Annotated in this window: 12 protein-coding genes and 1 pseudogene; 8 read left to right on the top strand and 5 right to left on the bottom strand. The window is 46.3% G+C overall.

Going from position 1 to position 15,837, the window contains the following annotated elements; translation table 11 throughout:
- The 3 genes and pseudogenes from NC981_RS25170 to NC981_RS25180 form a co-directional block, all read right to left on the bottom strand.
- A pseudogene (locus NC981_RS25170) lies at positions 1-623 on the bottom strand (ATP-binding protein); the annotation flags it as partial.
- Between the two features lie 31 nt (positions 624-654).
- Positions 655-1,779, bottom strand: coding sequence for a hypothetical protein (locus NC981_RS25175; RefSeq protein WP_348245529.1), 1,125 nt, complete (start codon positions 1,777-1,779; stop codon positions 655-657).
- 16 nt (positions 1,780-1,795) lie between these two features.
- On the bottom strand, positions 1,796-2,866 hold the full coding sequence (locus tag NC981_RS25180; RefSeq protein WP_348245530.1) for a DNA methyltransferase: 1,071 nt from the start codon (positions 2,864-2,866) through the stop codon (positions 1,796-1,798).
- Between the two features lie 672 nt (positions 2,867-3,538).
- Between NC981_RS25180 and NC981_RS25185 the strand changes: the two genes are divergently transcribed.
- From NC981_RS25185 to NC981_RS25215, 7 genes are all read left to right on the top strand, one after another.
- Positions 3,539-4,138, top strand: a complete 600-nt coding sequence (locus NC981_RS25185) for a tyrosine-type recombinase/integrase (RefSeq protein ID WP_348245531.1) — start codon at positions 3,539-3,541, stop codon at positions 4,136-4,138.
- 836 nt (positions 4,139-4,974) lie between these two features.
- A complete protein-coding gene (locus NC981_RS25190; RefSeq protein WP_348245532.1) occupies positions 4,975-6,048 on the top strand; it encodes a DUF262 domain-containing protein in 1,074 nt (357 codons plus the stop codon).
- A gap of 1 nt (position 6,049) precedes the next feature.
- Positions 6,050-6,556 (top strand): HEPN domain-containing protein, encoded by a 507-nt coding sequence (locus tag NC981_RS25195; protein ID WP_348245533.1) that lies wholly within the window; start codon positions 6,050-6,052, stop codon positions 6,554-6,556.
- A gap of 1,396 nt (positions 6,557-7,952) precedes the next feature.
- Positions 7,953-8,558, top strand: a complete 606-nt coding sequence (locus tag NC981_RS25200; RefSeq protein ID WP_348245534.1) for a ParA family protein — start codon at positions 7,953-7,955, stop codon at positions 8,556-8,558.
- A complete protein-coding gene (locus NC981_RS25205; protein ID WP_348245535.1) occupies positions 8,542-8,922 on the top strand; it encodes a hypothetical protein in 381 nt (126 codons plus the stop codon). Before NC981_RS25200 ends, NC981_RS25205 begins: the two co-directional genes overlap by 17 nt.
- A 260-nt stretch (positions 8,923-9,182) precedes the next feature.
- A complete protein-coding gene (locus tag NC981_RS25210; RefSeq protein ID WP_348245536.1) occupies positions 9,183-10,262 on the top strand; it encodes a PDDEXK nuclease domain-containing protein in 1,080 nt (359 codons plus the stop codon).
- 721 nt (positions 10,263-10,983) lie between these two features.
- Positions 10,984-12,240, top strand: coding sequence for a hypothetical protein (locus NC981_RS25215; RefSeq protein WP_348245537.1), 1,257 nt, complete (start codon positions 10,984-10,986; stop codon positions 12,238-12,240).
- Between the two features lie 566 nt (positions 12,241-12,806).
- Here NC981_RS25215 and NC981_RS25220 read toward each other — a convergent pair.
- On the bottom strand, positions 12,807-13,310 hold the full coding sequence (locus NC981_RS25220) for a ribbon-helix-helix protein, CopG family (protein WP_348245538.1): 504 nt from the start codon (positions 13,308-13,310) through the stop codon (positions 12,807-12,809).
- 638 nt (positions 13,311-13,948) lie between these two features.
- Between NC981_RS25220 and NC981_RS25225 the strand changes: the two genes are divergently transcribed.
- The gene (locus NC981_RS25225; protein WP_348245539.1) at positions 13,949-14,227 is read left to right on the top strand and encodes a hypothetical protein; all 279 of its coding nucleotides are present in this window, start codon (positions 13,949-13,951) and stop codon (positions 14,225-14,227) included.
- 419 nt (positions 14,228-14,646) lie between these two features.
- Here the strand turns inward: NC981_RS25225 and NC981_RS25230 are convergent.
- Positions 14,647-15,837: DUF87 domain-containing protein (locus NC981_RS25230; RefSeq protein ID WP_348245540.1), on the bottom strand; the 1,191-nt coding region annotated here is incomplete at its 5' end.

Genomic DNA, 15,837 nt, shown 5'->3' on the forward strand with positions numbered 1-15,837 from the left:
ATTCCAGGTGTTGAGAGCAAATACAATCCCAGCATTGTTTTGGCTGCGTGTGTTTTTCCTGAGCCGGAGCGCCCAAGAAAAAGTGCGTGCCTCGCTTCCTGCCAACCATTCTCATCGTCAGGATGAAAGCTCTTGCAGATGATGGGTAGGCAAATATTTTCTCCTGCTAAATGTCCTCCATATCGTAAATATCGTTCTGGAACAGGGGCAAAGCTATTAAAAACTCGCTGTGGCGAGCTATCTTGCTGGTCTTCTGTCGTGATGGAAGCATCGTCTAAGCTGACAACTTGTGATCCACTAGGTGGGTTTGCTCGTAGCGATGCTGATGTGCCGTTTACTTGTTGAGCAATAGGTTTTGCTATCGCTTCCTCATAGTCTCCAATGTCTGAAAGATAAGGAATTGACCCTCTAGCAGCAATGACTGGTCCGAAACTACCATCCTCATGAACATTGTTGCGACGATCTACGGAAACAATCTGACAAAGAACAGAAACAGAGTTATTACCTGCTGAGAAACGGAGGAAGCCGAGTTTGCCAAGCAACTCGTTACCAAGTGAATTAGTGCGGACAACTCCATGAAATTGACGCTTGCGCGTTGAACCAACGCTGATGTATTCGGACATGATTCTCCTTAGTTTTCATAGATCTGATCGATCAGGTGCGTAGCCGTCTCACTAACTGGACAGCAAAGGCACTTTCAAAATCGCGAATATTTGCGACACCAGCAGTTTGATAAAGTTCAGGAATGCGTCCTGTATGTCGCCGAACAATCTCATCTACTAGAAACTGCTCCAGTGGTTCCTGGATAGTTGGAACAGTCATGCTATCCCGAATGCTGGCAAGCATTTGAAAGAAAAGACTCTGTCCATCCAGCAACAGATCGCTGTGAAATTCAATGCGTTTAACTGGTGACCAAGGATGAGGCTTGTAATATGTTGAGCAGATAAAGCCATCACTCGTTGTATTGAAATCGGCATTGTAAAAGCTCTCAACGGTCTGATGGCAAGCGAACAAACTACTAGTATGAACATTGAGTTGTCCCTGCCCGCTGTCCACTAGCGCTCTTGGCTCAGTGTACTCGCCAGCTTCCATGATACCGAGTAGGAACACTTTATCCGGCAAATGGACTACTCCGCCATAGCGATCGCAGTACGAACTTGATACCCCTCCTTTAGAAAGGGCAATATTGCGCGGATGTTTCAGGGCAGTAATAAAGTGTCCGCTATGTGCCAGCATGGGGCGCAGAAAGGATTCTAGAATCCGTTGGTCATGAGGTGTTGCAATTCCATAATGGACTAACGTTCTATTAATATTTTGCAAAAGGGATACCCATGAGTTATCCACGATGCAAAAGCTTTCTGCCTCGTTCGTTTCGTAGATGTCTTTGATTTCCAGCGCATTGCGAATACCGTACATCAGTGCGGCAGGTTCAGCGCTATCAAAAACCAGGCGCTCCATCGAAAAATTCACATCAAAGCCCGATCTCAAAGAGTATCGGACAGACAAAACAAAGCATTGAGTTGCAGCTCCGGTTTGCAGCACATTATTGCCGCCATCCACAGCCACCATTGCTCCTAACCCCGTTATAGAGTCTGGCACATGCTGAATAACATTTTCATCTATCATCCGCCTACGTGCTTCTTGCAGAGCGATAGTAATAGAAGGATCATCAAGCCGCCGAATGCTATCAATGTAGTCAACAATGTCTGTTTCCAGTACATCAGCGAATTGTTCAGGAATAGGGAGAGCGGCGCGTCCTTCTCTATCGGCTGCATACATACGTAAGACGAGGTAGTCAATTTGACCGTAATATTAACAGATCTCGATCTATATTAACCATCTGCCGGTTATCTCTAGCCCAACGCATGACCGCAGAAGAAATTTGCTGCGTGGGCAAAGGCACCTGAATACGTCGATCAAGTTCCCAACCGTCTTGTAGTAGGAAGTCTAGAACCTGAAACACAGTATCGCCTTCCCAGTCAAAAACATTTTGTATTAAGAGTGCTAACCGACCATCGGGCAGAATGGCTTTTCGACATTCCAATACTATTTGCCGCAGGGACTTAAGAAAATCATCTTTACTCATTCTTGAAAGACAGTTTGGATGATCTTTATAAAAACCGCGACAAATCGAACCGTAGGGTGGATCAAGAAAGAATAATTTTACTTTTTTGACTTCTTCAGGTAATCCCAGCAATGCATTATGTTGTTTGATGTCAGTGCGAGCAGGCATCAGATCATAAGCTAGACAACGTCTTCCTAGAAATGTCGCTGCGTCTAATGTTGAGCCACCACCAGCCATCAGATCAACTACTAAGTCACCTGGTTCTGTAAAGTAATGAATTGTGTTAGCCGGAATTTGCCCAGGAATACGACCGGGGTAGTTGATACCAAACCGACTATCGCAGGCAGTGAAATACCAGAAGGTTCCACAGCGTAGCCAGGAATATCGGCGAGGATCGCCATCTCCAGCAATTGCTAAACGAATATCTTTACTGCTCCATCTTTTCTCGCGAGCTTCTTTTAGCCAAAAAATAGCCTGGTTAGGAGCAGCCTTCATAACTTCAACATGATGGCTAATACTTAATTCAGTGAATCTTTGTCCTGGTGGAAAGAATGCTGCTGCTTTTGCCAGTAAGTGTAACCGCTTTTCTGAAATGCCTGTTACTGCTGATAGTCCCGCAAGGTTATATTTTGGATGCTCTCCCCATTTGGTCTCGATTCTATATGCCAAATCAGCCATCTCCCAGGGTGACTTTTTACCAGAAATACCAGCATAAGAAAGGGCTTTCGTTAGCACTTTTAACCATTCTTTCGTTACAGATCTCTCTTGTGTTTCAGGCAGTTTTTGTTGTGGTAACGGCATACGATGTATAAAAAGGATCATTCTAAACAGTATCCTGCCATGCCTCGCTACATTGTCGCCACCCCTTTTCCTTAGAAGCACATCAAATTTTAGAATGAACGTCTCCGTCGCTTGCGACGGAGCATCACTTCGCTCCACTCGCACGCTTCGTGGCTCGATTCCGCTCAACAGCGCTGTTGACGCTGTATTTTCTGAACGCAGCAAGCTACAGGGAGTCAGATTCGGAGGGATTGAAAAGGTCGCTTTTGTTGTCCTCTGTAGAAAAATATTTGATACAGAGTATTTGCATTAAACAGAGCATTTGTACTAATATGCTTGATGTATTGATCCTTGTGAATATTCAGTATTTTTCATCGTAGTTAGGATGCTCTTTCATCGACCAAAGCCATCTGATTGACCCAGGGTTTTCCCTATTTTTTAATTTGCTGGAGTTCTGCTTAGTTACGCTTAGAGATTCACACTGCTTCTTGCTAAGCATAGGAAGTACCCTCCAATCCCATTCTTGATTCATTAACTTTTGAACAGAACTTAGTGAATGAGAATTAGGCTGTATTCTTTGTCTTGCTTGGTGTTCAGCTCTGTTTTCTGCCCTCGCTAATTTTTTGAGATATCTTATTTCATTAAGTTAATGAATTTATGCTGTGGTAACTTAGTGAGAAGTTCGAGACTATCATGGCGTTTCAAAAAGGCGAAAATCCGCATCACCCACTTCCGGGATCTGTCCTGACGGTTGAGCCGATTCGGGATAAGAAAGCGATTCAAAGAATCAAGAAATTGCTGCGCGATCAACCCCGTGATCTTTGCCTGTTCGTGCTCGGCATTAATACTGCATTTCGGGCGAATGAATTGCTCTCGCTCACGGTGGGTCAGGTGCGATCCCTGCAACTCAGCGATGTGCTGCGAGTGAAGCAAAGCAAAACGGGGAAGTTTCGGAGTGTGACTGTGAATGGGGCGGTCGTCAAAGCGATCTCCCAGTACCTCACTGCTTATCCCCTTTCCGATGAGGCGTTCCTGTTCCAAGGCAAGCGCGGTTGCCTGACGGTTCCCACGGTGAGCACGATGGTGAAAACGTGGTGTCAGCATGCTGGGCTGAGGGGAAAGTACGGTAGCCACAGTTTGCGCAAGACTTGGGGCTACTGGCAGCGACTGGAGCGCGGCACTGCCATTCCGCTGCTGATGGAAGCCTTTGGACATGCGACGCAGCAGCAGACCTTAGCGTATCTGGGCATTCAAGCTGAGGAGATTGCCCAGATTTATGAGTTGGAACTGTAAACGGATAGCAACTGGTTACAGGCAGTGCTTACTGCCTTATCAAAAAAGGCTCGTTTTCTGATGGAGCGCAAAAAGAACCTATTCCCTTTACTCTGCCTGGGTTTCTTACCCTTTCTCGATAGAGGAAGCACAGTTGTCCCTACGAGATGTGTAACCAGTGAAAACAAAGTTTTTCACCTTGCCTTGCAGCAGCGGTTTCAGCCATTAGCAGCTTTTTCAATTTTGCACGAAGCCTAAACGAATTCGGAATGAATTCAGATCTTTGGAAATTCAGCGATCGCGCTACGAATCAAGCGGGCTTCTTGCCCCTTTCCCACCTCGATTCAGCACAGTGTTAGAAGACCCGTGCAAGATTGTTTTGCCAATCTAGCGGCTACTTTTGGTAATCAGTTCTCCCTTACTTTGTACCCTCAAGAGAACTTGACTTATGATGTCATACAAGTTTTACGCTGGAGAAGCTACTCAGCGTATATAGCAGATATGTAGTCTTTACTGCAGGGCTAACACTTCACGGCAGCGGACGGACGAAAGCCGCTGGTGCTTAGTTCAAGCTTGTTTGCCGCCGCTGCGTTTTGCCGTTATGCCGCTGTAATTTTGGTGGGGGGAAGTAGCTGAGTCGGATCTGTAATGCCCCAAGTTGATAGAGTATCGATGTAATTAGGATAAGATGCTGACCAATACATCCTCTTATCTTTCGAGTATTTATGCTTGTTGTAAGAAGTAAAATGAACTCAAGCATAAGTTGAGCGATCTTCATATAATCTTGAGCTAAAATGTAGTCACAAAATACCTATTAAGACTGTGTTACAGTGCTGGCATTTTAAGGAAATTGGTTAATGGCTGATCTGATCGAATTGGACTTAGAGAAAGAAGATGAGGAAAATGAGGTCTTGGTGTCATATGACATCGCTACCTATCCCTCGGATTTCACACTGAGTGGTATCTATGATATGTGGAAAGATGGTGATATCACTATTCCTGAATTTCAGCGAGAATTTGTTTGGACAATTCGCCAAGCGTCACTACTAATTGAATCATTTTTATGTGGACTACCAGTTCCATCTGTATTTTTCTACATTGATGACGAAAATAAAAATTTAGTGATTGACGGTCAACAACGTATACTTAGCACTGTGTTTTACTTTGATGGTTTCTTCGGATTTGAGAATTTTCAAGGTAAGCGGCAGGTATTTAGGCTAACTGGATTAGACGAAAAAAGTCCTTACTACAGAAAGAAATTTGATGAACTTTCTCAATCTGATCAGCGTAAGCTCAAAACTTCTGTTTTAAGAGCAATTAATATTCGTCAACTATCTCCAACCAATGACAGTACAAGCGTGTACCACATATTTGAAAGACTGAATACAGGTGGTACGCCTTTGAAACCTCAAGAAATAAGAAATTGTGTTTTTAGAGGTGATTTGGCTCAAAAACTAAAGGAACTAAATAAAGATAGCAATTGGCGAAAAATTCTTGGGAAGAAAATTTTTGATAGACACCAAACAGACATTGAATTGATTCTTAGAATATTTGCTCTTAGTGAGCAAGCAGATAGCTATGATAAGCCTATGAAAGAATTTCTAAATAGAGAGATGAAGAAGCATCGTAGTGGTAGAACCGAAAAAGTTGTTAGATTTGTTGACCTCTTTCCAAAAACCACTAAAGTCATTGTTGATTCCTTAGGAGAGAAGCCGTTTAATGTACGTGGTCCTCTAAATGGCTCCATCCTTGACTCGGTTTTCTGTACAGTAATGGATAACCTAGATAATCTTGTTCCTGATTTGCGAGATAAGTTTGAAGCACTAAAACAAAGTAAAGAGTTTGAGGCACAGACCACGAAGGGGACTACAGATACAAACACCCTACGTAGTCGATTTGAATTGGTGAGGAATTCTTTGGTTCAAAAATAGTATGGCTTACGATGATCATTTCAGACTAACAGATGACATGATAAATCATCTTGATACAGTTATTTCAGGTATTTCAGATCCCTTCATCTCATCTCGATATGTTGGATTTGTCTCTGTTTCAGCAGTAACGGTTTATGAATTGGCAGTCAAAGAAATATTTTGCACTTTTGCAAGCAGAAAACATAAAGTTCTGGGTGACTTCGCACTTAGCTATTTTGATCGTATAAACGGGCGTATTAAACTCAAGATCATCAGAGATGAATACATATCTAGGTTTGGAACAAAGTATGTAGATAAGTTTAAGACGAAAATTGATCAGGCTGAACAGCAATTTTTAAGAACATCAAGTGTCAGTATAAAAAATAGCTACAACAATCTGATTGAATGGAGAAACCAATTTGCTCATGAAGGGCAGGTTCCATCGACAGTTAATTATCCAGAGGTTATTAAATCTTATAAAGCTGGGAAAGAAGTTATACATTGTTTAGCTGCAACTATGCAGCGTTAGAAAAATTGTTATAACAAAGAAATTAGAGCCGCAGCATAATCGAGTAGCCAGGGGATTTTCTCCCCCAGCCCCCACAACATCCTACAAGCGGCTCCGCATAGGGCGTTTCCCCAGAACGGTTTAAAGTTTCACCTTGATCGCTACAAGAGCAACCTCAATGTTCTCCAGGGTTGGTTACGCAATTAAGCGCCGATAAATTAGCTCCCTCATCCGGGTTCATCGCCACGTCGAGCTTTACTGCTCCTCCCTGCGTTCCGAAGTTCGGTCCTTCACCCTGTCCCACCCATTACGGTGAGCATTTGGCTACTACGACCTCTGCTGACTTCTGCTCGATCACCTAAAGCGTTTCCGCACCTGTGCGCTGTCCGAATGTCCGTAGGGTTCTATGGCTCCCTTGCCGTTTCCAGCAAGACCTCAGTCAGACTCCTATAGATATCTGTGCCTGTAATTGTCGTTTCACAATATCGAACCGCCATTCGAGCAGATCTCCCCAGATAAGAACGTGAACTGTCTCTGCACAACCGCATCATTTACTGCGTCTCTTGAATCAGAGGGCTTTGTTGTGTTGTGCCAACTTGCCCTAAAGATCTCAGCCTTCGATGATGTTTCTGTTCGTCGGCTCGCAGATTTGCCGCCAGCTTCCTTCAGACATTCCCTCGCGAGTTTGCCTTTGCTCTTGGCTAGTGGTTATCGTCACTCGGCTCCTAAAACTTTCGAGCATTTGGACGCTGGTTCCACCACAGGGGACTTTCACCTCTTAAGTTCACCCCCATGCTGGGCATACACAACCCTAATGCACCCGGTCGTTGAGAGCTTATTTATTAGGGTTCTGAGTGACCCGGGGCGGGTGCGGGAACGTTGGGTTGCTTATTCCTTGGCGGGGGTGTAGCCCAAGCCTTATCCTCTGGGACGTACCAGATAGGTACGTTCTGAGAACTCCCGTCCTGTATCAAAACTCATCAAAAACCGACCCTTTTTTGACAAGCTTCTCTGTCCCCTCCTCTCTCCCCAAAACTAAGGGGTCCAGCGAGGGCAAATCAGTACTCCTTTCTTGACAGGGACATTGCGCAAAAACTGCTTTCCACGTTTTGCGTATCCAAAAATTCGAAATGCCAAAATGCTGAAAACTTGAAATTCTAACATTTCAAGAAACTAAATGCCGTGTCACCTTTTTAGAATCTAAAATGCCAAAACTTTAGATTCTAAAAAAATTCAGCAACGCAAAATTCTAGATTTTTCATCATTTAAAATTTTGCGTTACTGAATTTTAAATGATGAAAAATTAAATGGGTGGGCTATTGGTGCTTTGCTTTTTTGTGTGCTACCATAGCCAGCGTGCTAAATATCTGGGGTTTTGCATACGCAAAACGTTGAAAGGTTGGAGATGTGAAATTCCATGATCATTACGATCGCTAGTTTCAAGGGCGGGGTTGGCAAGACAACCACAGCAGTTCACCTTGCTAGCCATTTCGCCCAGAAGTCATCCACCGTCCTAATCGATGGTGATCCCAACCGCAGTGCGACCGGATGGGCGAAGCGCGGCAAGCTACCGTTTACGGTGATTGATGAGCGAGTAGCGGCGAAGCAGGCAAGGAACTTCGAGCACATCATTATTGATACGCAAGCCCGCCCCGAAGAGGAGGACCTGAAGTCGCTGGTGGAGGGCTGCGACCTGCTGGTGATCCCCTCGACCCCGGATGCCTTGAGCCTGGACGCAATGATACAGACTGTGCAAGCCCTAAAAACGCTTGGGGCGGACACCTACAAAATCCTGTTGACTGTCATCCCCCCCAAACCTTCTACGGATGGGCAACAGGCACGGGAGATGCTGGCGCAGGCAGGGCTTCCCCTGTTCAAGACCAGCATCCGCAGGCTTGCCGCCTTTCAGAAGGCAGCCCTGCAAGGTGTGCCGGTTTATGAGGTTGCCGACGCACGGGCAAAGGAAGGATGGAAGGATTATCAAGCGGCTGGGAAGGAGGTGAGCAATGCCAGCACAAAATAAAGCCAACAAGTCAAACAAGTTCAGTTTCCTTCAGGACATCCCCGAAGACCGGAACGTTACAGGAGTGGAAGCGGCAGCCCCTGACGTAGTGAAAGCGGTTGCCAGTCCCGTGCCTGATGACGGGGCGTATGACAGGGCAGGGGAGGGGGCTGCCGTTGCCGTACCACAACCTGCTGCTAAGAAGGTGGGGCGACCAAAGGGGAAACGGAGCGATCCAGACTATGAGCAGGTGACAGCTTACATCCGCAAGGACACCCACCGCGACATCAAGATCGCGCTGCTTCAAGAAGGGCAGGGGCGGGAATTCTCGGAACTGGTGCAGGAGTTGCTAGATGGGTTTTTGAGTACGCAAAAATCCGGCTAGCCAAAATCCTATATTCGCAGCAGGGCGAGGTGCGGGTCTGCCCTCAGGCATCTACCTCGGGTAAGCTCAGGCAGCAACGGTCGCAATGTTTCATCTTGGGTAGGGGAAGGCTTGCTACCATAAGCCCGTTGCTGCCCTGTTGAGAATTGAATTTTCAGGTACGCAAAAAGGCAGATGTTCGGGTTTTCAGAAGGGCGCATATTCCTTGTGCCAAGTTGCTAAACGCCCGAAAATGATTCGTGAACCTTGCAGGCATTACCGTGACCGATTCCTTGTTCCCCGACCTTGCCCGGTATGAGGCATTCCTCACCGATTTGAAGCACCGCATCCGCACCGCGCAGGTAAAAGCGGCGATTGCGGTCAACCGTGAGCTGATCCTGCTGTATTGGCAGATCGGCAGGGACATCCTCATCCGGCAGCAGACCGAGGGCTGGGGCACCAAAGTGATTGAACGGCTGGCAAAAGACCTGAAAAGGGAATTTCCCGACATCAAGGGATTTTCGCTCCGCAACCTCAAATATATGCGGGCGTTTGCTGAGGCTTATGCCGACGAACAATTTGTGCAGCAAGCTGCTGCACAGATTCCCTGGTTCCATCACTGCGTCCTAATGGATCGCGTGAAGGATGCACAGGCGCGGCTTTGGTACATCCAGCAAACAGGAGCCAACGGATGGAGCCGTGCGGTGCTGGAAATGCAGATCGAGAGCAACCTTTACCAGCGACAGGGTGGGGCGGTGACGAATTTCGCCCAGACCCTGCCGCAGCCGCAGTCCGACCTGGCGCAGCAGCTCGTCAAAGACCCCTACAACTTTGATTTCCTGACCCTTGGCAATGCCGCGCAGGAACGCGAACTGGAGCGAGGGCTACTGGCGCACATCCGGGATTTTCTCCTAGAGCTGGGCGCAGGATTCTCGTTTGTCGGCAGCCAGTACCCGTTGACGATCGACGGACAGGAGTTCCGCCTCGATTTGCTGTTCTACCACCTGAAGCTGCGCTGCTATGTGGTGATCGACCTCAAGACCACCGAGTTTCAGCCCGAATTCTCCGGTAAGATGAACTTCTATGTGGCAGCTGTCAACGTTACCTTGCGCCATCCAGACGACCAGCCCACGATTGGCATCATTCTCTGCAAGTCAAAGCGCAAAACGGTTGCCGAACTGTCCTTGCAGGGCATGACGCAGCCGATCGGCATCTCCACGCATCGGGTTGGCACTGATACGCCCATCCCTGACCAACTGAAAAGCATTCTGCCGACGGTCGAGCAACTGGAGATAGAACTGGAAACTGCCGCTGGCACACTTGGGATGAGTGGAGAAGCGGATGTCCCTGGCACCGCTTAAGATCGTGAATCGAATTCTGACCTGAGCATTGCAGGCGCGATCGTCGCGCTATGGCTAAATTTCTGCTCGCGGGCACTTTCACATCACACCTTCTGAGACTCCAGTGCAAGAAACTTTGCGTCTGCAAAACCGAATCTCATAGTTTACTGACAATTCGATGCCACCGCGCTGCGCTGTCTTCTGTATTTCTTCTTTAAAAGCTACAAAGAATCACGCTCTGATGAAGCTAAATCCCGCGTTTCAGCTTACAATCTGATTCGACTGGATTAATACATTCGGTCGCTCTAAAAAGGCGAAAACCTCCGACGGCTGGAACCCGCGAAGGTTTTCTCAAAAATTGAACAGCCCGAGGGACTGCACAGATTAGTCAAATGCACTCTAATCTTAGCAGTCCTTGCGGGAAATAGCGCTATGGTTTCCCAAAAAAATGACTGCTTCCCTCGCCGTCGAAGTACGGCACTCCCAATTATTGCCGTCTCATCCCCTCGGACAGCGGCTTTGCGAAATTTTCAGCTATCGGTGGCACACTATTTCCGGCACCAATGCCCCGGATCCTCAGTGGAAGACCCACACCAAGTACCCTCTTCGTCCCCGTGTCCTGTGGCAGCGATGGAACGACCCCAACGTCCTGCTCGGTGTTCGGTTTGGCTCCACCACCCCTTACGCTCTCATCGACATTGACCGCACTAGCCAATATCACCCCGCTACAAATCCCGCTGGCTTGCCACTCATCCTGGCAGCACTCGAAACGATCGGCATCGTCCGTCACCTCCTACTCACCTCCAGCAGTTCCGGCGGCTTACACCTCTATCTCCCGCTCCCCCACGCCGTCCCCACCTTTGGACTTGCCCAAGCCCTGAAGCAGTGCTTAGCCGCCCAAGGAATCGAGACCGCAGCTGGACAAGTCGAACTTTTCCCCAACACCAAGTCCTACTCGGTCCCCGGCACCTACACCGAATACAACGCCCATCGCCTGCCGCTGCAACCCGACAGCGGCTCCTACCTGCTTGACGATGACGGCAACAGCATCGGCAATGATTTAGGGCAATTCTTCCGCCACTGGGACACCGCTGCCGCCGGACAAGACCTAGAAACGCTACATGAAGCCATCACCGTCGCCCGCCGCAACAGCAGCAAACGCAAACGGCATCGCATCGCCGTCGTAGACGAGTGGCGAGCCGACCTGCAAACGGAAATCAACGAAGGCTGGACTGGGAGTGGACAAACCAACCACCTGCTGAAAACGATCTCCTGTTATGGTGTCGTATTCGAGCGCTTAAGCGGAGATGCCCTCGCCGAATTCGTCCAAACCACCGCCATCAATGCCCCTGGCTACGAAACCTACTGCCGCCATCAGCATGAGATTGCCCAGAGATCGAGACTATGGGCGCGCTCAGCCGAGAAATACTGGTGGGCATTAGGGAGTGAGCCACAGCGCAGCAGCAACTCCTTCAGCGGCAACGCAGCTAAAGACAGCAACACCCTCAACCAGAACCAAGCGCGAGCCGAAGAAGCAAAACGGCGTATCCAAGAAGCAATGACACAACTTCAGCGCGATGGACAACTCCCCAATGACATTACCAGCCGAATTCGACTGCTCATCCAGCAAGCGCACACAAGCGTACAGACGCTCTACCGCTACCGAGAACTGTGGCATCCAGAGCACCAGAACCCTGCCCCCGTAGCAGAGCCTGTAACAGCAGTACCAGCAAGCGATCTCGTCGATGAGATCGTCGCAGCTCCTAATACCGAAGAATCGCCAAAAAGCTTACAAGATAAGGAATTACACACCTTAGAAGAAAATATGAAGTGTTTCGTAGAATCTAGCCAGAATCATTGCTCTGACACTTTCATTCCTGCATCTTCTACCGAGGCTGTTCTTGAGCTCAGGCGGATCGATCAAGAAGAAAATCAATTTAACGGAGATCTTCTAGATAAATTCCATGAGAAACCTTTATTAACAGATAATGAGACTTGAAAGAATCTAGATCAAAGATGATTGTTTGCGCAATAACCGCTCTCAATTAAGAGTTAAACTCAGCAGGAATTGATGAAAAACTATTCAGCTTGAAGTGACTTGATAGACAATTAGCTTCTTGAAAAGCCCTAAGAGATGGACTTGAGTTAATTACAATTGGTAGTATTAGAAAGTATATCGACGAGCCTGTAGCTGGGCTATTAAAAATCAGTGCGTTTTGCTTCACAGCTTTGTGAATTTGCTTTAGCCTCCAGTAAATCTGCTGTAGTGTCTTGCACTTTACTTCAGCACTTTATGTTGTAATAACTCCCGAACGAGTTGAATAATTGTTTTCGCAGAAATGGTGATTTCAGGCTCTTCTTCTTCTTTTACAAGATTGAATGATTTCATTATTTTAGAAAAAATAATGGTATACTCAGCTTTAAAGCTTCCTTGTAATAGACATAAGCAAGTTGTCAAGAAGCTGAATATTAGTCATAGACAAGATAATAGTTTATTATTTTGTGTCAGCAATTGTACTTTCTTCTTTTCCTTCTTTTATATTCTTCTTCCATATTAGAAGAAGCTTAAAGTGGAATGAAGCGACGGTCAAGCTTTTTCATTCCAGGGTTGATAATCTCAAATGTCCACTTTCCTCCTTTTCTAAATCGCTGAGTCCAATTCATAAAATGCTCTTTGCCCTTACTGGCAGCAGCATTCACTGCTCTGGGTGTTACTCCTAAAATTAAAGCAAGCTCTTCTGAGGTAAGCACAGCCTTGCTGGGACTGGTCTCTTCCAAGGAAACGTCTAGAGTAGTCAATAGCTTCTGAATTGAGGATAGCTTAGTTTCAAATGCTTCTATTCTCTGTGATAACGATGAAATCAGCGGATTTGTCTCTAGAACTCCTGGAAGTTGCAAAACTTCGTGAATTTTGGTGTTGAACGATACCTCTTCAATTGTTTCTAAGTATTGTCGAATGGCTTCATGAACCACCTGAGCCGTGTTTCTGCCTGACTCATTGGCGATCTCCTCTAATTTTTCCTTCCACTCCACTGGCACTCGGCATCCTACCATTGGTTGTGTTGCCATAGATCTGAAATGATTTCAAAGATAACACGTACAAAAGAAGTATAGCGAATTGAATGGTTTTCAGCAGCTTCTTTAAGAAGAAAACGAACTAAAAGTAGCACTAGGAACCTCTAATTATGAAAAGAAAGTATGGTAATGCAGTTACTTATTTTTGATTTGGATAAAGAAAACAAAGACGGTTTTTATTCTTTATTCAACTTAGTTAGCTTCTGACAATTCCAAATTGTCAGAAGCTAACTAAGTTGTCCTGATGAGTTCAGCAGGATGGAGAAGCGTGAAAATAAACAGGGAATGCTATTGCTTGACTTTAGATTTTGCTGCTATTTCCCTTCTCGGTAGGCTTTTATGCAGGAATGTTGTTTTCGCGAAGCATTATGTGGAATATGGAAAAGCTAACGAAAAGGAAAGTTTGTCACTTTTCGTTAAACCCCTCTCTTCTTAACTGATAGCAACAGACGAATAAATGCAAAAAAATCAGGTTAATAAATCGTGAATTTAGCCTTTTGCAATTCTGCTGAATTGTCAACTTTCAAATGACGAAAGATGATGTGAAGTCATTTGTAATAAGCGTTATTTCTACTGATTGCAATTAGGAAGAAGTCTAGTGTAAAGTCGTCACACATCTGTACTATAAAGCGATGACTCAATACGATCCTGCTCCTACTGTCAGTTACTTGCTTGACCGAGACGAGTTGCTTCGGATTCGCAACTTAAAGCTTCTGACGAGCGATCGCGATTATGTCTTTTTTGCCTTGCAAGTGGACTACCCTGGGAAGCTGAGTCCTGCGATTGATGTGGTTGCTTTCTGCAATCGTTGGGAGTTAGATGAGGGAGATTTGTACAAAGCGTTAGGTGAGTTGCGGAAGAAGAGCATTGTTGTGTCGATTTCTAGCCGACTGAATCTTCAACTCTCCTAGGCGATCCAAAGCGCTCTGCAGTCTGACTTTCTGCCACTGCGGCAACTGATCAAAACGAGCTGCTGCAACAACTAATAAGTCCTAGGCAATTGCCTAGGACTTATTTTGATAAATGCTAGCGTGAATAGAGGACCTAGCGGTTTCGAATATGCCTCTATCATGGACGAATCAGTTCTCTAGGGCTAGGGTTAACCTACCCAATCTGCTCCTACTTTCACTTAGGTAGCATCTAGCGACTGCGTAGGTTATAAATCCCGGAACTGCTGCACCCCGCAGAAGTTAACCAAGATTTGGAAAAGTGAATTCAAGGATAACAGCCCGGGTCAGCGGCTGCTGAGTTTTTTCATCCACCTTAAGCGGCTTCCGTCAATCTGCTTCATCCAAATTTATACTGCTCTGGAGTTCCAACACTACTACTATCACGTTCTGGCAAAAGCAGGCGCTGCTGAGGAACGAATTCTGGTCGTAAAATCTCGATTATTATTATCTGCAAGCTGCTGCCAGTTGGAAAAAAACTCTACTGGCACAGGTACATAGTCGCTGGAGCCGATTCCAACAAATTGACCAGTTACTACAAAAGGTCTGCCGCCTGTCGTAACAACATAATCGTATATATTGCATCCGTCTACACCCAAGACAGATTCCATACTGGCACGGTCAGCAACAGCGTTCATGCCTTTGCCAAAAAAGTAGGTACCCATTTGAGTAAAAGCATCCTTACTGATCGATGCAGGACGTTGGTCGGCAAACCACCAAGCAAGTCCATATTGGCGAGTAGTGCGAATACCATCTATAAGCTCTCGTGCCAATTCCTTACGATCATCATCAGGATTTTGTGGGATAAATCGATTAGCTTCATCCACGTATACAATCGCATTAGAGTAGGTGCGCCGGTAATAAAGATGTGATGCACGACTGCGGAATCTACGGTAAAGCGTTCCAAGAATATAAACGTTTACATCGCTGTCAAAAGTGTGAATATCAAGAAAGTATATGCTTCCTTCGCTCAACACTCCATCAACAACTGTATTGATTGGAATGCCTTGAGTAAACCGCTCCAGCACACGATTGAAAGCAGCAGTAATTCTACTACTGTTACGATTCTGGATAGTTCTTGCCTGATCTACACGCCTGTCCAGATCTCGATCTGAACCTGAATAAACCAATGGAATGCTTGTATTGATCGCGTTCAGGAAGCCCTGTAAGCTAATTGCACCTGTTCCTTCGACAATCAATCGTCCATCATCATCCGTAAATTCAGCGAGTGCTAGTTCCGAAAGCAAGCGCCATTTATCCCCTGCTGCGCTTGAAAGTACCAAATTCTTGAAGCGCTCAATTTGCATCAGTTGCTCGAACTGAGCTGCCTCTTCCAGGCGCAAATTCTCTAAAGTAATAACTTCGACGTTGCGACCATTTGCTTCTAGTAATGCTCGCAAGTCCAGGTCAACTCGTGAAGGACGGACAAAATCTCCTTTTCCATCAGGAATAAATGCTCCCATTCCAGGTGTTGAGAGCAAATACAATCCCAGCATTGTTTTGGCTGCGTGTGTTTTTCCTGAGCCGGAGCGCCCAAGAAAAAGTGCGTGCCTCGCTTCCTGCCAACCATTCTC

Origin of the sequence: Leptolyngbya sp. DQ-M1 (assembly GCF_039962505.1) — a bacterium.
Lineage (GTDB): Bacteria > Cyanobacteriota > Cyanobacteriia > Leptolyngbyales > Leptolyngbyaceae > Leptolyngbya.

What these genes read in the sequence shown, in the direction of transcription:
- NC981_RS25175 (WP_348245529.1), bottom strand. Translation starts at nt 1,779, where the DNA reads ATGTATGCAGCCGATAGAGAAGGACGCGCCGCTCTCCCTATTCCTGAA.
- NC981_RS25185 (WP_348245531.1), top strand. Translation starts at nt 3,539, where the DNA reads ATGGCGTTTCAAAAAGGCGAAAATCCGCATCACCCACTTCCGGGATCT.
- NC981_RS25220 (WP_348245538.1), bottom strand. Translation starts at nt 13,310, where the DNA reads ATGGCAACACAACCAATGGTAGGATGCCGAGTGCCAGTGGAGTGGAAG.
- NC981_RS25190 (WP_348245532.1), top strand. Translation starts at nt 4,975, where the DNA reads ATGGCTGATCTGATCGAATTGGACTTAGAGAAAGAAGATGAGGAAAAT.
- NC981_RS25200 (WP_348245534.1), top strand. Translation starts at nt 7,953, where the DNA reads ATGATCATTACGATCGCTAGTTTCAAGGGCGGGGTTGGCAAGACAACC.
- NC981_RS25205 (WP_348245535.1), top strand. Translation starts at nt 8,542, where the DNA reads ATGCCAGCACAAAATAAAGCCAACAAGTCAAACAAGTTCAGTTTCCTT.
- NC981_RS25225 (WP_348245539.1), top strand. Translation starts at nt 13,949, where the DNA reads ATGACTCAATACGATCCTGCTCCTACTGTCAGTTACTTGCTTGACCGA.
- NC981_RS25195 (WP_348245533.1), top strand. Translation starts at nt 6,050, where the DNA reads ATGGCTTACGATGATCATTTCAGACTAACAGATGACATGATAAATCAT.
- NC981_RS25180 (WP_348245530.1), bottom strand. Translation starts at nt 2,866, where the DNA reads ATGCCGTTACCACAACAAAAACTGCCTGAAACACAAGAGAGATCTGTA.